Origin of the sequence: Streptomyces sp. BK340 (assembly GCF_007827595.1) — a bacterium.
In the GTDB taxonomy this organism is placed as follows: Bacteria; Actinomycetota; Actinomycetes; order Streptomycetales; family Streptomycetaceae; genus Streptomyces.
This window is the reverse complement of record NZ_VISR01000005.1, coordinates 117,150-134,794: the sequence shown is the minus strand read 5'-3', so window position 1 is coordinate 134,794 and position 17,645 is coordinate 117,150. Positions and strand designations below refer to the sequence as shown.

18 protein-coding genes are annotated in these 17,645 nt (G+C 68.8%); 11 read left to right on the top strand and 7 right to left on the bottom strand.

The genetic code is table 11. The features are described 5' to 3' along the window. Positions 1-14 precede the first annotated feature (14 nt). Positions 15-1,547 (top strand): glycosyltransferase family 87 protein, encoded by a 1,533-nt coding sequence (locus tag FB157_RS12470; RefSeq protein WP_186581474.1) that lies wholly within the window; start codon positions 15-17, stop codon positions 1,545-1,547. Between the two features lie 109 nt (positions 1,548-1,656). On the opposite strand, the gene FB157_RS12465 is transcribed toward FB157_RS12470, so the two are convergent. The 3 genes from FB157_RS12465 to FB157_RS12455 all read right to left on the bottom strand — a co-directional run bounded on the left by FB157_RS12465 (position 1,657) and on the right by FB157_RS12455 (position 4,387). Further along, a complete protein-coding gene (locus tag FB157_RS12465; protein WP_145878931.1) occupies positions 1,657-2,688 on the bottom strand; it encodes an alanine racemase in 1,032 nt (343 codons plus the stop codon). 83 nt (positions 2,689-2,771) lie between these two features. Further along, positions 2,772-3,893, bottom strand: a complete 1,122-nt coding sequence (locus FB157_RS12460) for a peptidoglycan bridge formation glycyltransferase FemA/FemB family protein (protein ID WP_145878930.1) — start codon at positions 3,891-3,893, stop codon at positions 2,772-2,774. 179 nt (positions 3,894-4,072) lie between these two features. Next, positions 4,073-4,387, bottom strand: a complete 315-nt coding sequence (locus tag FB157_RS12455; RefSeq protein ID WP_145878928.1) for a hypothetical protein — start codon at positions 4,385-4,387, stop codon at positions 4,073-4,075. 265 nt (positions 4,388-4,652) lie between these two features. Here FB157_RS12455 and rpsF point away from each other — a divergent pair, with 265 nt between their 5' ends. The 4 genes from rpsF (at position 4,653) to rplI (ending at position 6,348) form a co-directional block, all read left to right on the top strand. Then, the gene (gene rpsF / locus FB157_RS12450; protein WP_005482942.1) at positions 4,653-4,943 is read left to right on the top strand and encodes a 30S ribosomal protein S6; all 291 of its coding nucleotides are present in this window, start codon (positions 4,653-4,655) and stop codon (positions 4,941-4,943) included. A 75-nt stretch (positions 4,944-5,018) separates the two neighbouring features. Further along, positions 5,019-5,606: a single-stranded DNA-binding protein gene (locus FB157_RS12445; protein WP_145878926.1), complete on the top strand. Its 588-nt coding sequence runs from the start codon at positions 5,019-5,021 to the stop codon at positions 5,604-5,606. A gap of 40 nt (positions 5,607-5,646) precedes the next feature. Then, positions 5,647-5,883, top strand: a complete 237-nt coding sequence (gene rpsR, locus FB157_RS12440) for a 30S ribosomal protein S18 (protein ID WP_003949403.1) — start codon at positions 5,647-5,649, stop codon at positions 5,881-5,883. Between the two features lie 18 nt (positions 5,884-5,901). After that, the gene (gene rplI, locus FB157_RS12435; protein ID WP_067000461.1) at positions 5,902-6,348 is read left to right on the top strand and encodes a 50S ribosomal protein L9; all 447 of its coding nucleotides are present in this window, start codon (positions 5,902-5,904) and stop codon (positions 6,346-6,348) included. A gap of 113 nt (positions 6,349-6,461) precedes the next feature. Here rplI and FB157_RS12430 read toward each other — a convergent pair whose 3' ends face one another. After that, complete coding sequence (locus FB157_RS12430) at positions 6,462-7,799, bottom strand: MATE family efflux transporter (protein WP_145878925.1); 1,338 nt, start codon at positions 7,797-7,799, stop codon at positions 6,462-6,464. Positions 7,800-8,257: 458 nt separating this feature from the next. On the opposite strand from FB157_RS12430, the gene dnaB reads away from it, so the two are divergent. Both dnaB and FB157_RS12420 read left to right on the top strand, forming a co-directional pair. Continuing rightward, positions 8,258-9,733 (top strand): replicative DNA helicase, encoded by a 1,476-nt coding sequence (gene dnaB / locus FB157_RS12425; protein ID WP_145878923.1) that lies wholly within the window; start codon positions 8,258-8,260, stop codon positions 9,731-9,733. Between the two features lie 84 nt (positions 9,734-9,817). Then, positions 9,818-11,206 carry a serine hydrolase gene (locus FB157_RS12420; RefSeq protein ID WP_145878921.1) on the top strand — a complete coding sequence of 463 codons (1,389 nt, stop codon included), beginning with the start codon at positions 9,818-9,820 and terminating at the stop codon, positions 11,204-11,206. A 58-nt stretch (positions 11,207-11,264) separates the two neighbouring features. Here the strand turns inward: FB157_RS12420 and FB157_RS12415 are convergent, their stop codons facing one another. Then, the gene (locus FB157_RS12415) at positions 11,265-11,717 is read right to left on the bottom strand and encodes a GNAT family N-acetyltransferase (RefSeq protein WP_145878919.1); all 453 of its coding nucleotides are present in this window, start codon (positions 11,715-11,717) and stop codon (positions 11,265-11,267) included. Between the two features lie 9 nt (positions 11,718-11,726). Next, the gene (locus FB157_RS12410) at positions 11,727-12,185 is read right to left on the bottom strand and encodes a MarR family winged helix-turn-helix transcriptional regulator (RefSeq protein WP_145878917.1); all 459 of its coding nucleotides are present in this window, start codon (positions 12,183-12,185) and stop codon (positions 11,727-11,729) included. Positions 12,186-12,328: 143 nt separating this feature from the next. Between FB157_RS12410 and FB157_RS12405 the strand changes: the two genes are divergently transcribed. Both FB157_RS12405 and FB157_RS12400 read left to right on the top strand, forming a co-directional pair. Then, positions 12,329-13,537 carry an MFS transporter gene (locus tag FB157_RS12405; protein ID WP_145878915.1) on the top strand — a complete coding sequence of 403 codons (1,209 nt, stop codon included), beginning with the start codon at positions 12,329-12,331 and terminating at the stop codon, positions 13,535-13,537. 130 nt (positions 13,538-13,667) lie between these two features. Continuing rightward, positions 13,668-14,087, top strand: a complete 420-nt coding sequence (locus FB157_RS12400; protein WP_145878913.1) for a heme-binding protein — start codon at positions 13,668-13,670, stop codon at positions 14,085-14,087. A 77-nt stretch (positions 14,088-14,164) separates the two neighbouring features. Here the strand turns inward: FB157_RS12400 and FB157_RS12395 are convergent, their stop codons facing one another. Next, a complete protein-coding gene (locus tag FB157_RS12395; protein WP_145878911.1) occupies positions 14,165-15,031 on the bottom strand; it encodes a GNAT family N-acetyltransferase in 867 nt (288 codons plus the stop codon). A gap of 163 nt (positions 15,032-15,194) precedes the next feature. Here FB157_RS12395 and FB157_RS12390 point away from each other — a divergent pair, with 163 nt between their 5' ends. Beyond that, positions 15,195-15,830 (top strand): HAD family phosphatase, encoded by a 636-nt coding sequence (locus tag FB157_RS12390; protein WP_145878909.1) that lies wholly within the window; start codon positions 15,195-15,197, stop codon positions 15,828-15,830. Between the two features lie 315 nt (positions 15,831-16,145). After that, entirely contained in the window at positions 16,146-17,639 is a 1,494-nt protein-coding gene (locus FB157_RS12385) for a globin domain-containing protein (protein ID WP_391336089.1), read from the top strand. Positions 17,640-17,645 lie beyond the last annotated feature (6 nt).

Below are 17,645 nucleotides of genomic sequence, written 5' to 3'. Positions count from 1 at the left end.
GCAGGATGTGGCCCATGCCCAGTGCAGAGATGACGCCCGCGAGCGTGCACGAGCCCGAGCCCGTGCGGCCTGCCGGTGCGGAGCCGGTGCGGCCGACCAGGGAGGACGAGGTCGCCGCGGCCGGGAGTGAACTGATCGGTGGTCCCATCGGGCGGCGCGCCCTGCTCGGGACGACCTGGTGGACCCCCGTACGGGTCGTCGCGCTCGTCGCGATCGGCATGTTCGCGCTCGGCCTCGTCCAGAAGGCGCCGTGCTATCACAGCGCCTGGTTCTTCGGCGCGAGCTCGCAGTACACGCACGCCTGCTACTCGGACATCCCGCACCTCTATCAGGGGCGCGGCTTCGCCGATGGCCTGGTGCCGTACTTCGACAAGCTCCCGGGCGACATGGACTACCTCGAATACCCGGTGCTGACCGGTGTGTTCATGGAGGTGGCCGCCTGGCTCACGCCCGGCAGCGGCACCATCCAGCACCAGGAGCAGTGGTACTGGTTCGTCAACGCCGGGATGCTGATGGCCTGTGCGGCCGCCATCGCCGTCTGTGTGGCCCGCACCCACCGCCGGCGCCCCTGGGACGGCCTGCTGGTCGCTCTGGCGCCCGCTTTCGCCCTCACCGCCACCATCAACTGGGACCTGCTGGCGGTGGCTCTGACGGCCGCCGCGATGCTGATGTGGTCGCGGGGCCGTGCCCTGGCCTTCGGAGTCCTCCTGGGGCTCGCCACGGCCGCCAAGCTCTATCCGGTCTTCCTGCTCGGCCCGCTGCTGGTGCTGTGCTGGCGGGCCGGCAAGTGGCGGGAGTTCTTCCAGGCCGTGGGCGGAGCCGTTGTCGCCTGGTTCGTCGTGAACCTGCCGGTGATGCTCTTCGCCTTCCAGGGCTGGTCGAAGTTCTACACGTTCAGCCACGACCGGGGTGTCGACTTCGGCTCCTTCTGGCTGATCTGGGCGCAGAACTCCAGCAACCCGCCCACCACCGACTTCGTGAACACCGCCGCAACGGTGCTGGTCGTGCTGTGCTTCCTCGGCATCGCGGCCCTCACGCTCACCGCCCCGCGCCGGCCGCGCTTCGCCCAGCTCGCTTTCCTGATGGTGGCGGCCTTCATCCTCACCAACAAGGTCTACTCCCCGCAGTACGTCCTGTGGCTGGTACCGCTGGCCGTCCTCGCCCGGCCCAAGTGGCGGGACTTCCTGATCTGGCAGGCGTGCGAGGTGGCGTACTTCCTGGGTATCTGGATGTACCTCGCCTACACGACCAGCGGAGACGCCCACAAGGGTCTGCCGACGCAGGGCTACCACTGGGCGATCATGTTGCACCTGCTGGGCACGCTGTACCTGTGCGTCGTCGTCGTACGCGACATCCTCATGCCCGAGCGGGACGTGGTGCGCCGGTCGGGCGACGACGACCCCTCGGGCGGGGTGCTCGACGGCGCGGAGGACGTCTTCGTACTCGGGGCGGCGACCCGTCCCCCGCGGCACGCCGCCCACTTCGACGCACCTCAGGTGGACTGGGGAAGGCCGGATACGCCATCGCACAGGGGGCGTTCGCTCTGAGCGAACACCCTTTCGGTACCCCCCTCGGCACCCTGTGGGGCCCCTCGGCGGGCACGAAGAAGGCCGTACACGAACGTCGTGTACGGCCTTTTCGCTTCGGCAGCCCGGACTAGCGGTCCATGATCCGGTCGAACTGCGTGGTGGTGTGCCGCAGATGGGCCACGAGCTCGTCACCGACCGTGGGCTCGGGGGCGTCCGACGGGACGAACAGGATCGACACCTGCATGTGCGGCGGCTCGGCGAACCAGCGCTGCTTGCCGCCCCAGACGAACGGAGAAAGGTTCCGGTTCACCGTGGCGAGGCCGGCCCGTGCGACGCCCTTGGCCCGCGGCATGACGCCGTGCAGGGCCTTCGGGGCCTCCAGGCCCACCCCGTGCGACGTACCGCCTGCCACGACCACCAGGTAGCCGTCAGAGGCCGCCTTCTGCTGTCGGTAGCCGAAACGGTCGCCCTTGGCCACGCGTGTGACGTCCAGGACGGCACCGCGGTACTCGGTGGCCTCGTGGTCGCCCAGCCACAGCCGGGTGCCGATGCGGGCGCGGAACCGGGTCTGCGGGAACTGCTGCTGGAGCCGGGCGAGTTCCTCGGCCTTGAGATGGCTGACGAACATGGTGTGCAGCGGCAGCCGGGCCGCCCGCAGCCGGTCCATCCAGCCGATGACCTCCTCGACGGCGTCCGAGCCGTCGGTGCGGTCCAGCGGCAGGTGGATGGCGAAGCCCTCCAGCCGGACGTTCTCGATGGCGGCATGCAGCTGCGGCAGGTCCTGCTCGCTGATGCCGTGCCGCTTCATGGAGGACATCACCTCGATGACGACACGGGCGCCCACGAGGCCGTACACGCCGTCGATCGACGACACCGAGCGGACCACCCGGTCCGGCAGCGGGACGGGCTCCTCACCGCGCCGGTACGGCGTCAGCACCAGCAGGTCACCGCTGAAGTAGTCCTTGATGCGCGCGGCCTCGTACGTGGTGCCGACGGCGAGGATGTCCGATCCCAGGCGCGTGGCCTCCTCGGCCAGTCGTTCGTGCCCGAAGCCGTAGCCGTTGCCTTTGCAGACCGGGACGAGGCCCGGGAACTGCTCCTGCACGTGCTTGTGGTGCGCCCGCCAGCGCGCGGTGTCGACGTAGAGCGTGAGCGCCATGGCCGGACCTGGAACCTTTCTGGTGGCTGCGGTGAATCAGAGGTGCGAAGGCTGTGAAGCCTATGGAATCAAACGCCGGCTGCTCAGCGGCGCGACATGTAGATGTCGAGCGCCTTGTGGAGCAGCTTGTTCAGCGGGAAGTCCCATTCGCCCAGGTACTCGGCGGCCTGCCCGCCCGTGCCGACCTTGAACTGGATCAGGCCGAACAGGTGATCCGTCTCGTCCAGCGAGTCGGAGATGCCGCGCAGGTCGTAGACGGTGGCGCCGAGCGCGTAGGCGTCGCGCAGCATCCGCCACTGCATGGCGTTCGAGGGGCGGACCTCGCGGCCGATGTTGTCGGAGGCGCCGTAGGAGTACCAGACGTGACCGCCGACGATCAGCATGGTCGCGGCGGACAGGTTCACGCCGTTGTGGCGGGCGAAGTACAGCCGCATCCGGTTGGGGTCCTCGGTGTTGAGGGCCGTCCACATGCGCTGGAAGTACGACAGCGGGCGGGGCCGGAAGTGGTCGCGCACGGCCGTGATCTCATACAGCCGCTGCCACTCGGCGAGGTCCTGGTAGCCGCCCTGGACGACCTCGACGCCGGCCTTCTCGGCCTTCTTGATGTTGCGGCGCCACAGCTGGTTGAAGTTCTTGTGGACCTCTTCCAGGGAACGGTTGGCCAGCGGCACCTGGAAGACGTAGCGGGGCTGCACGTCGCCGAAGCCGGCTCCGCCGTCCTCCCCCTGCTGCCAGCCCATGCGGCGCAGCTTGTCGGCCACCTCGAAGGCACGCGGCTCGATGAGGTCGGCCTCCATGTCGCGCAGACGCTTCACGTCCGGGCTCTGGATGCCCCGCTTGATGGTTTCCGCGTTCCAGCGGCGGATGATCACCGGCGGGCCCATCTTCACGGAGAAGGCACCCTGCTGCTTGAGGTGCGCCAGCATCGGCTGGATCCAGTCGTCCAGGTTCGGCGCGAACCAGTTGATGACCGGGCCCTCGGGGAGGTAGGCCAGGTAGCGCTTGATCTTGGGCAGCTGACGGTAGAGGACCAGACCGGCGCCGACCATCTCGCTGGTGCGCTCGTCGAACCAGCCGAGGTGCTCCGAGCGCCACTCCGCCTTCACATCGGCCCAGGCCGGGACCTGCATGTGGCTCGCCGACGGCAGGCTCTGGATGTATGCCAGATGCTGCTCGCGGCTGATGGTCCTCAGGGTCAGGCTCATGTCGGGGCGCTCCTCGGGCTGGTGTGTCCCCATGGGTTCAGGGGCTCCGGCTCTCGCGCCGAAGCCTACTGCGCCTTGCGAGCACCCCGACTGGGGCGTACGGCACCTTCGCCCCGGCTTCTGGCTGCCGAGGCGTTTTCACGGTGTCGGGGAAGATGCCGGACCGGCGGCCGGACGGATCAGATGAGGCCGCCGAACAGTCCGCCGTTCGCCATACCGAGCATGAAGCCGACTCCCGAGGCACCGAGACCCAGGATCAGACCGGTCCGCTCGCGCGTGGTCTCCGAGATCCACTGGCCGTACAGGCCGGTGATGATCCCCACCAGGCCGGTCCAGGACGCGAGCAGGTGAAGGCCGCCGAAGAAGGACGTGATGAAGGCGATCAGGCCCAGGACCAGCGTCGCCACCATCAGGGCGTCCTGGAGCGGATGGGGCTTGCCGTCGGTGGCGAAGAAGGATCCGGCGGTGTTGGGTCGCAATGCCTGCTGTGCCATGAGGCACCTCCTGCGGATCGCGGCGCACTGTAGCGCCATACACACCCGATGTGTACAGATTGAAGGGCCCCCGCCGCCGGATTTCAACCGGAAGCACGTGTGCGGGTAGTCTGTACCGTCTGCACCGGTGTCTGCCCAGGCCGCTGCGGGGATCCCGCCGAGGAGCCCCCGATTGTCAGTGGTGGCCGATACCGTTGCGTACGCATCACAACCCTCCTGCCACGGAACGACCGTGGCCGCTGAGTCCAAAGGAGGTGGGTTCCACATGCGTCACTACGAGGTGATGGTCATCCTCGACCCCGATCTGGAGGAGCGCGCTGTCGCCCCCCTGATCGAGAACTTCCTCTCCGTCGTCCGTGAGGGCAACGGCAAGGTGGAGAAGGTCGACACCTGGGGCCGTCGTCGTCTCTCGTACGAGATCAAGAAGAAGCCCGAGGGCATCTACTCGGTCATCGACCTGCAGGCCGAGCCTGCGGTCGTGAAGGAGCTCGACCGCCAGATGAACCTGAACGAGTCGGTCCTCCGGACCAAGGTCCTCCGCCCCGAGACTCACTGAGCTTTCCCGCTCAGCTGATCTCGGGATTCGAGTAGCACCAAGCAGCCAGCAGCAAACCCGCCGAGAGGTTCCCCCATGGCAGGCGAGACCGTCATCACGGTCGTCGGCAATCTTGTCGATGACCCCGAGCTGCGCTTCACCCCGTCCGGTGCGGCGGTCGCGAAGTTCCGCGTCGCGTCCACTCCCCGCACCTTCGACCGTCAGACGAACGAGTGGAAGGACGGCGAGAGCCTGTTCCTGACCTGCTCGGTCTGGCGTCAGGCGGCGGAGAACGTCGCCGAGTCGCTCCAGCGAGGCATGCGCGTCATCGTGCAGGGCCGGCTGAAGCAGCGGTCCTACGAGGACCGCGAGGGCGTCAAGCGCACGGTCTACGAGCTGGACGTCGAGGAAGTCGGCGCCAGCCTGCGCAACGCCACGGCCAAGGTCACCAAGACCGCCGCCGGCGGCGGTCGCGGTGGCCAGGGTGGTTACGGCGGCGGTGGCGGCCAGCAGGGCGGCGGCTGGGGCGGAGGCCCCGGCGGCGGCGGTCAGCAGGGCGGCGGCGCTCCTGCCGAGGACCCGTGGGCGACCGGCGCTCCCGCCGGTGGCAACAACCAGGGCGGCGGCAGCTGGGGCGGAGGCTCCGGCGGCGGTGGCGGCTACTCGGACGAGCCCCCCTTCTAGGGCTCGAATCCCCACTTCTTGATCACACAGGAGAAACATCATGGCGAAGCCGCCTGTGCGCAAGCCTAAGAAGAAGGTCTGCGCTTTCTGCAAGGACAAGGTCACGTACGTGGACTACAAGGACACGAACATGCTGCGGAAGTTCATTTCCGACCGCGGCAAGATCCGTGCCCGCCGCGTGACCGGCAACTGCACGCAGCACCAGCGTGACGTCGCCACGGCCGTCAAGAACAGCCGTGAGATGGCGCTGCTGCCCTACACGTCCACCGCGCGCTAAGGGAAGGGTGACCGACTAATGAAGATCATCCTCACCCACGAGGTGTCCGGCCTCGGTGCCGCCGGCGACGTCGTTGACGTCAAGGACGGTTACGCTCGCAACTACCTCATCCCGCGGAAGTTCGCTATCCGCTGGACCAAGGGTGGCGAGAAGGACGTCGAGCAGATCCGCCGCGCCCGCAAGATCCACGAGATCCAGACCATCGAGCAGGCCAACGCTGTGAAGGCCCAGCTCGAGGGCGTCAAGGTCCGCCTGGCCGTCCGCTCCGGCGACGCCGGCCGTCTCTTCGGTTCCGTCACCCCGGCCGACATCGCTTCCGCGATCAAGGCTTCCGGTGGCCCCGAGGTCGACAAGCGTCGCATCGAGCTGTCCGCCCCGATCAAGACCCTGGGCGCCCACGAGACGTCCGTGCGTCTGCACCCCGAGGTTGCCGCCAAGGTCAACATCGAGGTCGTCGCGGCGTGACGCTGCGCTCGTCTTGAGCAGCTGAGAGGGGCCGCCTCCTACGAGGCGGCCCCTCTTCGCATTCGGTCTCGGTGTGGCTGTGCGCCGGGCGCTGCATGTTTCACGTGAAACTGTCAGCGCGTCGCACCCGTCACGATCCAGCGGCCGGAACGGGCGCGGAGCCAGAGGGTCAGCATCCTGACCGTCATCATGAGCGTCATGGCCGCCCAGAGTGCGGTGAGGCCTCCGCCCAGCGTGAGGACGAGCAACGCCACCGGGGCGAACACCACCAAGGTCGCCACCATGGCCCAGGCCAGATACGGCCCGTCCCCGGCGCCCATCAGGACACCGTCCAGCACGAAGACGATTCCGCAGACGGGCTGGGAGAGGGCCACCATCAGCAGTGCCGGAAGTGCCGCGTCCTTGACCACGGAGTCGCTGGTGAACAGCGGGAGGAACAGCGGCCGGGCGGCCACCACGAGGAGGCCCAGCACGACACCGGCGGCTATGCCCCACTGGACCATGCGGCGGCAGGCCTCGCGGGTGCCGTGGGCGTCGTTCGCGCCGAGGTAGCGGCCGATGATGGCCTGCCCGGCGATCGCGATCGCGTCGAGGGCGAAGGCCAGCAGGCTCCACAGGGACAGGATGATCTGGTGAGCGGCGATGTCGGCGTCACCGAGACGTGCGGCGACAGCCGTGGCGATCATGAGAATCGCCCGCAACGACAGCGTGCGGACGAGCAGAGGGACTCCGGCCTGAGCCGAGGCCCGGATGCCGGCGGCATCCGGGCGCAGGGAGGCCCCGTGCTTGCGGGCCCCGCGCACGACCACGACCAGATAGACGGCTGCCATGCCGCATTGCGCGATGACGGTGCCCCAGGCGGATCCGGCGATACCGAGTCCGGCGCCGTAGACGAGGCCCGCGTTGAGTGCGGCGTTGGCGACGAAGCCTGCGACAGCGACGTACAGCGGGGTTCTGGTGTCCTGCAGGCCGCGCAGCACGCCGGTGGCGGCGAGGAGGATCAGCATGGCCGGGATGCCGAGTGCGGAGATGCGCAGATACGTCGTGGCGTAGGGGGCGGCGGTGGCGGAGGCACCGAAGAGGTCCACGATGTCCGGGGCGAGCGGGAGTACGAGGGTGATGACCGCGACTCCGAGGAGCAGGGCGAGCCATATGCCGTCCATGCCCTGACGGATGGCTGCCTGGAGATCGCCGGAACCGACGCGCCGGGCCACTGCGGCCGTGGTGGCGTAGGCGAGGAAGACGAAGACGCTCACAGCGGTGGTGAGGAGGGCCGAGGCCACGCCCAGACCGGCGAGCTGAGCGGTCCCGAGGTGGCCGACGATGGCGCTGTCGGCCATGACGAACAGAGGCTCCGCGACGAGTGCGCCGAAGGCCGGGACGGCCAGCGCGATGATCTCTCGGTCGTGCCGGCGGCGGGTGGCCTGGGGGATCGTCGGAGCCTGTGTCATGAGCACTAATCTAATCGTCCACAGGTAAGAGATGCAATTGCCTACTGACCCTTACTCGCGATCTCGAACCGTGCACATGAGCGCACCGTTCGAGGCGATCTTGGTCCGACTGGGGAAGTTTTTCTTCTGCACAGCCGGTGGACGGTAAACGACCAGGTCAAAGCGTTGTGCTCGATGGGAGCGAGGGCTTGTTCACAGGGCTGTCCACCGCGTCGTGCACAGGTTTCGGCAGGTTCTCCACAGCATCCGGGCCGTCGTCCACATGGCCTGTGGATAACCAGATTGGCTGACGGTGCCGACAGGCCTACCGTTGTCCGGCGCCCGCTCCTTCTCTCGGCTCAAGAAACGTCATAAAACCGACGTGCCAGAAGCGGAGTTGGGCCTCTCAATTGTCAGTGTCGTGCCGTACAACAGAGGGCACGGCGAGGTCCGCCGTGCGGACGGGAGGAGGTGGCTCGGTGAGCATTTCCGAGCCCTTGGACGATCCGTGGGCCGACAGCGGACCCAGCGATCGTCTGCCCGCCTCCCGTCGCCGAAGCGACGGCGGCCGGGGCCGTGACGAGCAGCACGACCGGGGCCGGGAGAACGGCGACTGGGAAGGCGGCTCCTCCTTCGAGCGGGTGCCGCCGCAGGACCTGGACGCCGAGCAGTCTGTGCTCGGCGGCATGCTGCTGTCCAAGGACGCCATCGCCGACGTCGTCGAGGTCCTCAAGGGCCACGACTTCTACAAGCCCGCGCACGAGACGATCTACCAGGCGATCCTCGACGTCTACGCGAAGGGTGAGCCGGCCGACCCCATCACCATCGCCGCCGAACTCACCAAGCGCGGCGAGATCAACAAGGTCGGCGGCGCGTCGTACCTGCACACCCTCGTCCAGACGGTGCCGACGGCGGCGAACGCCGAGTACTACGCGGAGATCGTCCACGAGCGAGCGGTCCTGCGCCGCCTGGTCGAGGCGGGCACCCGCATCACGCAGATGGGATACGCGGCCGACGACGACGTCGACGAGATCGTCAACCGCGCCCAGGCCGAGATCTACGCGGTCACCGAGCAGCGCACCAGCGAGGACTATCTGCCGCTCGGCGACATCATGGAGGGCGCCCTCGACGAGATCGAGGCGATCGGCTCGCGCAGCGGCGAGATGACCGGTGTGCCCACGGGCTTCACGGACCTGGACTCGCTGACCAACGGCCTGCACCCGGGCCAGATGATCGTCATTGCGGCCCGTCCCGCCATGGGTAAGTCCACACTCGCGCTGGACTTCGCCCGCGCGGCGTCGATCAAACACAACCTGGCCAGCGTCATCTTCTCCCTCGAAATGGGGCGCAACGAGATCGCGATGCGTCTGCTGTCGGCCGAGGCGCGCGTGGCCCTGCACCACATGCGCTCGGGCACCATGACGGACGAGGACTGGACCCGCCTGGCGCGCCGGATGCCCGAGGTCTCCTCCGCGCCGCTCTACATCGACGACTCCCCGAACCTGTCGATGATGGAGATCCGCGCGAAGTGCCGCCGGCTGAAGCAGCGCAACGACATCAAGCTCGTGATCATCGACTATCTGCAGCTGATGCAGGCCGGTGGTTCCAAGCGCTCCGAGAGCCGTCAGCAGGAGGTCTCGGACATGTCCCGTAACCTCAAGCTGCTGGCCAAGGAGCTGGAGGTCCCGGTGATCGCGCTCTCGCAGCTCAACCGTGGTCCCGAGCAGCGCACGGACAAGAAGCCGATGGTGTCCGACCTGCGTGAGTCCGGCTCCATCGAGCAGGACGCCGACATGGTCATCCTGCTCCACCGCGAGGACGCGTACGAGAAGGAGTCACCGCGAGCGGGCGAGGCGGACATCATCGTGGGCAAGCACCGTAACGGCCCCACGGCGACGATCACCGTGGCCTTCCAGGGTCACTACTCCCGCTTCGTGGACATGGCCCAGACCTGACCCGGCCGGTTGCAGCTCTTGCTGACGCACTCCTGCCGGGGAAATGGATTCGACGCATGGCGCCCCAGCGGATGGACTGGGCCCATGACGACATCGCAAGAAGAGCTGCTCCCCGGTACCCGGCGGGCGTTGCTGCACCGGATCGCTGTCGCGCAGGCCGAAGGACGGGCGCCCTCGCTGGTCGCCGCTGTCGTGCGGGACGGGCGGGCCGTCTGGCACGGGTCGCGTACCTCGGTGGACGGCCACGGGCCGGACGAGAACGTGCAGTACCGGATCGGGTCGATCACCAAGACATTCACCGCCGTACTCGTGCTGCGGCTGCGTGACGAGGGCGTCCTCGATCTCGGTGATCCCCTGGAGAAGTATCTGCCGGGCACCGGAGCCGGTGAGGCGACGATCGCCGAACTGCTCGCACACACCGCCGGTTTGGCCGCCGAGTCGCCCGCGCCCTGGTGGGAGCGGACCCCGGGCTCACTGCGCCCCGAGTTGAGCGACGTCCTCGGCGAGCAGCCGCTCCTGCACCCCGTCGGCCGGCGCCACCACTACTCCAATCCTGGCTACACCCTGCTCGGCGCACTGGTGGAGGAGCTTCGGGGCGCCCCATGGGAGGAGGTGCTGCGCAGCGAGGTGCTCGAACCCCTCGGCCTCCACCGCACCACCGCCCAGCCGCAGGCACCGCATGCGGGCGGCTGGGCGGTGCACCCCTGGGCCGACGCACTGCTGCCCGAACCGCTGGAGGATCTCGGCCGGATGGCCCCCGCCGGCCAGCTGTGGTCCACCACCGGTGACCTCGCGCGGTTCGCCGTCTTTCTGGCCGGGGGAGACGACCGGGTGCTGAGCGCGGAGTCGGTGCGCGAGATGCGGACGCCCGCGGCGCCGGCCGAGGCCGCGGATGTGGTGGACGGGGCTGCCTACGGCCTCGGTATGCAGGTACAGCGGCGTGACGGCAGGCTCCTGGTCGGCCACTCCGGCTCGCTCCCCGGCTTCCTCGCGAACCTCACCATCAGCGTGGAGGACGACGTGGCGGCGGTGGTGCTGGCCAACTGCACCAGTGGCCCTCTGCTGGGAGCGGTGGGCGCCGATCTCGTCCGTATCGTCGCGGAGGCGGAGCCGCGCATCCCCGAGCCGTGGCGTCCGCTCAGTGAAGTCGACCCGGACGTCCTTGAGTTGGTGGGTCAGTGGTACTGGGGGACGCATGCCTTCGTCCTGCGGGTGATGGCCGACGGGCTCCTCGCGCTGGGACCGCTGACCGGCGGCGGCCGCCGCGCCCGCTTCTGTTCGAACGGAGACGGGACGTGGACGGGACTGGAGGGGTACTACGCCGGAGAGCTGCTGCGGCCCGTACACCGCCCGGACGGCTCCCTGATCCATCTGGACCTCGGGTCGTTCGTGTTCACTCGGCAGCCCTACGAGGAGGGGGTCGAGGTGCCCGGTGGGGTGGATCCGAAGGGCTGGCGGGGGATCGCGGAGTAGGTGATTCTTCGGCCGGGGGTGGGTGTTTCACGTGAAACACCCACCCCCGGCCGTTCTTTCAGAGCTGGAGCTTGAAACCCACGTGTGAGGCCGTGAAGCCGAGGCGTTCGTAGAAACGGTGGGCGTCCGTGCGGCTCCTGTCGGAGGTCAGCTGCACCAACTGGCAGTTCTGGCGCCGGGATTCCTCGACAGCCCACTCGATGAGCCGGGTGCCCAGGCCGCTGCCGCGCTCGTCGGCGTGGATGCGGACGGCCTCGATGATCGAGCGGGTCGCACCCTTGCGGGAGAGCCCGTGGATGAGCGTCAGCTGGAGGGTGCCGATGACTCGGCCTTCCCGCACCGCCACGACGAGCTGCTGGTTCGGGTCCGCGTTCAGCCGGTCCAGCGCCACTAGGTAGGGCGTCAGATCGTCGGGTGACTCGCGCTGGGCACCGAGTGGATCGTCGGCGAGCATGGCGACGATCGCCGGCAGATCGTCCGCGGCCGCACGGCGTATTTCAAGATCTCCCATACCTGCACCCTATGCGGGCACGTTCAGGGACTCCACGACGCGTACCAGCGGCGCCAGCTCGGGGTTCCTGGCCGCCTCGTCCAGGGCCTCGCGCAGCGCGGCGTCATTGGTGGGCCGCGCCTCCTCGAGCAGCCGTAGACCCGCCTCGGTGACGTTGGTGTAGATGCCGCGACGGTCGGTGGGGCACAGGTAGCGCTCCAGCAGACCGCGGTCCTCCAGGCGGGTCACCAGGCGGGTGGTGGCGCTCTGGCTGAGCACGACCGCGTCGGCGACCTGCTTCATCTGCAGATGGCCGCCCTCACCTTCGTGCTGCCGGCTGAGCACGTCGAGCAGGGAGTACTCGCGCACGCTCAGATCGTGCCCGGTCTGCAGGGCGCGCTCGATGTGCGCCTCGATCCTCCCGTGCAGGAGAGCAAGGGCGGACCAGCCCTGAGCGAGGGCGGTGAGCGCGGGGTCCGTCGCTGTCATTGGCGTTTTCCTCCGTCCCGGAGCGGCTGGATCCAGAGTAGAGCACTCCCGCAATAGTCGGCGGTTGCACTTAGCCCGCGTCTGCAACTATTGTGAACGCACGCAAAGCGCTCCTGCAATCGTCTGGGAAGGTGTACCCCTACATGCCTCTCGCGCTTCTGGCCCTCGCGATCGGGGCCTTCGGAATCGGAACGACCGAGTTCGTGATCATGGGTCTGCTGCCCGAGGTCGCCGGAGACTTCGGGGTCTCCATCCCCACAGCGGGCCTGCTCGTGACCGGATACGCCCTCGGCGTGGTGATCGGCGCCCCGCTGATGACCGTGCTCGGCACCAAGGTCTCGCGCAAGCGGATGCTGATGATCCTGATGGGCCTCTTCATCGCCGGAAACCTGGTCTCCGCCGTGGCCCCGACCTTCGCGGTCATGCTGATCGGGCGAGTGATCGCCTCCCTCGCCCACGGTGCCTTCTTCGGTATCGGCTCGGTCGTCGCGGCCGAGCTGGTGGCTCCCGACAAGAAGGCCGGCGCCATCGCGATGATGTTCACGGGTCTGACCGTCGCCAACGTCGTCGGCGTCCCGCTGGGCACGCTCATCGGACAGCACGTCGGATGGCGCGTCACCTTCGGGATCGTCGCCGTCCTCGGTCTCGTCGGCCTGGCCGGCATCGCCAGGCTGGTGCCCGAGATACCCAGGCCCGAAGGCGTGCACCTGCGCCATGAACTGGCCGCCTTCAAGAACGCCCAGGTCCTGCTCGCCATGGCGATGACGGTGCTCGGCTTCGGCGGAGTCTTCGCGGCCATCACCTACATCGCGCCGATGATGACCCACATCGCCGGCTTCGCCGACGGGTCCGTGACCTGGCTGCTGGTCCTGTTCGGCCTCGGCATGGTCGGCGGCAACCTCATCGGCGGCAAGTTCGCCGACCGCGCACTGATGCCGATGCTGTACGTCTCCCTGGGGGCCCTGGCCGCCGTCCTCGCGCTGTTCACGCTGACCGCGCACAACAAGATCGCCGCCGCCCTGACCATCGCCCTGATCGGCGCGCTCGGCTTCGCGACTGTCCCGCCGCTGCAGAAGCGCGTCCTCGACCAGGCTCATGGCGCCCCGACGCTCGCCTCGGCCGTGAACATCGGCGCCTTCAACCTGGGCAACGCCCTCGCCGCCTGGCTCGGCGGCATGGTGATCGCGGCCGGCTTCGGCTACACCGCCCCCAACTGGGTCGGCGCCGCCCTTGCCGCGGCCGCCCTGGTCCTCGCCGTCCTCTCGGCCGCCCTGGAGCGCCGGGACAGCGGCCGGAGCGCCGTGGTGGCCTCCGGAAGCCCCGCCGGGCAGCGGACTCCCGTCCACCACTGAGCCCGCCCCGACCGCAGGGCATCACCCCCCGTACTCGACCGTCACCCGGACCGATGGGGGCGCAAGCCGCCCCACGGCCCGTGCGGCACCCCCTCACCTCACGTACACACCGCACCAAGGAGAACGCTCCATGAGCACCACCGCCGTCGCCCCGCTCACCACCGAGGAAGCCGAGCTGCTCGTCGCCACGGCCCGCCGCGCTGCCGAGGAGGCCGGAGTCACCGTCAGCGTCACCGTCCTGGACGCCGGTGGCCACCTGCTCGCCTTCCGCCGGGACGACCGGGCCGTGCTGATCTCCGGGGAGACCAGCACCCGCAAGGCGTACACCGCGCTCCAGCTGAACGCGCCCACCGCGGACCTCATCGACGCCGTCCAGCCCGGCGGCCTCTTCCACACGCTTCCCACGGCCCTCGACCGGCCCCTGCTCTTCATCGCGGGCGGTCTCCCCGTCCACCGGGACGGCCGACTGATCGGCGCGATCGGCGTCGGCGGCGGTGCCCCGGACCAGGACCACGGCTTCGCCGCCGCGGCCGTTCAGGCGCTCGCCTGACCGCACACCCCGCGGCATGACAACGCAGGCCCTCACCGCCCTGGACCGGTGAGGGCCTGCATCTGCCGTGCGACCGCTCAGCCCGCGGCGACCGTCAGCGGCGCGAACCGGCGCGTCCAGTCCCCCGGCAGGTCCGTGATGCCGTAAGTCATGACGGAGTTGAAGGCCACGGACGCCAGCCCCCGTGCCTTGGCCCAGGCCAGCAGCTCCTCATGGCGAACGTCGATGTCGGTGCGCAGTGGCCGGTCCGTACGGTCCGCCAGTGAGGTGATGAGAGCCTTGGCCGTCTCGGTGTCCCGGGCGATCAGCGGGCCGACGACATGTGTGTCCATGTTGGGCCATGCGGCCGTGTAGCCGATGATCCGGCCGCCGTCCTCGGCCACGCGCAGCTGATCGGCGAAGGCGGGCAGGCGGGTGATGAGGGGAGTGCGATCGACGCCGAACACCTCTTCGTCGAGACGGAGCATCGAGGGCAGGTCCTCCGCGGTGGCAGCACGGGTCGCCACCCCGTGTTCCGGACCGCCGGGTACGAAGTGGCCCAGCAGCATCTCCGCCCGGCCCGTGACCTTGAAGCCCAGTTCCTCGTAGAGCGGGCGCCCGTAGGGCGTGGCGTGCAGGGTCAGCGGCGTGGTGCCCATGGCCGCGACGACATGCTGCATCAGGCGGCGCCCGACACCCCGGCGGGCGTGCCGCCCGGCCACCAGGACCATGCCGATGGCGCCGAGGTCCGACCGCTGCCAGGAGCCGTACTCCGTGACGACGCAGGCGGCGACGAGCCCTCCGTCGGGGTCGTCGATGCCGTAGCCCTTGCCGGCGGTGAGCAGGAGTCCCCACTTGTGTTCCTCGCGTTGCCACCCCCGATCTTCGGACAAGTCAGCGCAGGCGGTGAGATCGCGGAGCGTCAGACGGCGGATGGGCAGAGCAGCGAGGGAAGGAGTCGGCACGCAGGTCAGGCTGTCCGACCGGCACCCCTGACGTCCACCTGTTTCGATGCAGACGCGGGTGCTTTTGGCCATGCCGTGGCCGTTCGTACAGACCGTGGACAGGCGTGCGTGTTTCACGTGAAACATCGAGGGACGCGGCGGGGCCTCCCATTAGCCTCAGCCCATGGCGAGACTTCATCTCTTCGACCTCGACGGCACTTTGCTGCATGGCACCACCGCTCCTGTGGAGATTTCCCGCCAGTTGGGCAGGGAGGCGGAGACGGTGGCGCTCGACCGGGAGATCGCGGAGGGGCGGATAGGTCCGCCGGAGTATGCGACCAGGGTGTACGACCTGTGGGCGGAGCTGACCGAGGCGCATGTGAGTGCGGCCTTCGAAGCGGCTCCCTGGCTGGCCCGGATCCGTGAGGTCTGGGCGGAGATCAGGGCCACGGGCGACTACTGCGCGGTGGTGTCGCTCTCGCCGTCCTTCTTCGTGGAACGCCTCCTGGAGTGGGGTGCACACGCGGCCTATGGATCGCGCTTTCCCGCCGTGCCATTCACCGCGCCCGTGGACCCGGGCGGAGTGCTCAACGCCGCGGCCAAGGTGACGATCGCGGACCGTCTCTGCCAGGAGTTCGGTGTGACCCGTGCGGACTGCGTCGCGTACGGCGATTCGCTGTCGGACAGGGAACTATTTGCTGTCGTACCGGTTTCCATTGCGGTCAACGCGGACGGGCATCTGGCCGGACTCGCCACATACTCCTACACCGGCCGTGATCTGTGGGATGCCTATGAATTGGTGTACACGTCCGGTAGTTGAGGGAGTTCATGGTTCGCCCCTTGCTCGTTCCATGGGGATGCAAGGGGGGACTTGTGTGCATGGCGACGGCCGGTAGGGTCGACTCCGGTTCACGTCCGGGATGGAGTACACGCATCCCGTGCGGGCCGAGAGCAGGGCAGGCAGCCTAACGGGACGAAAAGATCGAAGACCCGCGTTTCCGGGTATACGGCCGCGGCATCCGGCCAGGATGGGATGCTGCGAAGAGTGCTACGGCTGGCCGCCCGCCGGGGGAAAGCATGCGCCTCCCGAGGAGGTGCGCAGACCGACCGAGAGATGTTCGAGGCGAGGGCACCCATGGACGCTCCGACCACCACGTCGGGCGAGAACGGCATAGCGGGCGGAGGCGGCTGGTTCACGCCGCGCCAGACGCCTTCGACCCCACCATCGGGCGGTGATCAGGAGACGGCCGAGGGACGCAGGCCCGCGGTGGTGCGCCCGGTGGGCCGGCCGACCCGGGAGGGCACAGCACGCCCCGTGTCCGACGCTCCTGCCGCACCCCCCACTTCTGCCCCTCCCGTCGAGCAGCCCGCACAGCCGCTCGCACAGGCTCCGCCCAGCAGCCCGTCGATCCCCGAGCCCGCCGCCGCCTTCGCGCCTTCAGGCCCGGCCGCCGCGTCGACCGAGCCGGATCGCCTGCCCCCTCGGCGCTCCGCTCCGCCCGTCGTCGAGGAGGCATCCCCGGACGCCCTCGCCATCCGGGGCACGATGGCCGAGATCGGCCCCGCCGCAGACAAGGTCACCTCCTATTTCTACGCACTCCTATTCGTTCGGTATCCCGAACTGCGACCGATGTTCCCGCCGGCGATGGACACCCAGCGGGACCGGCTGCTGAAGGCATTGCTCACCGCGGCCGAGCACATCGACAACAAGCCGGTCCTCGTCGATTACCTGCAGAACCTGGGCCGCGGACACCGCAAGTACGGCACGCGCGCCGAGCACTATCCGGCCGTGGGGGAATGCCTCATCGGCGCACTCAGCAAGTACGCGTCCCATATCTGGAACCCGGAGATCGAGGCCGCCTGGGTGCGGGCCTACACCACGATCTCCCAGGTGATGATCGACGCCGCGGCGGCGGACGAACTGCGCGCCCCGGCCTGGTGGCAGGCCGAGATCGTCACGCACGACCTCAGAACCCCCGATGTAGCGGTCCTCACCATCCGCCCGGACCAGCCCTACCCCTTCCTCGCCGGCCAGTACACCAGTGTGGAGACGCCGTGGTGGCCACGGGTCTGGCGGCACTACTCCTTCGCCTCGGCACCCCGCTCGGACGGCCTGCTCACGTTCCATGTGAAGGCCGTCCCGGCCGGCTGGGTCTCCAACGCACTGGTGCACCGCGCCCGGCCGGGAGACGTCATACGCCTGGGTCCGCCGGCCGGCTCGATGACCGTCGACCACACCACCGACAGCGGGCTGCTCTGCCTGGGCGGCGGCACCGGCATAGCGCCCATCAAGGCCCTCGTCGAGGAAGTGGCCGAGCATGGCCGGCGTCGACAGGTCGAGGTGTTCTACGGAGCCCGTACCGACCACGACCTGTACGACATCGACACCATGCTCAGGCTTCAGCAGAGCCACCCGTGGCTCTCCGTACGGGCGATCATCGACCAGCTGGCCCATCTCCAGGTGCCCGACGCCGTACGGGAGTACGGCCCCTGGAACGAGTACGACGCCTACGTCTCGGGTCCGCCCGGCATGATCCGCAGCGGGGTCCACGCTCTGCGGGACATCGGCATTCCCTCGAACCGCATACGGCACGACTCGGTCGAGGAGCTGGTCGTCGTCGGGAACTGACCGGTG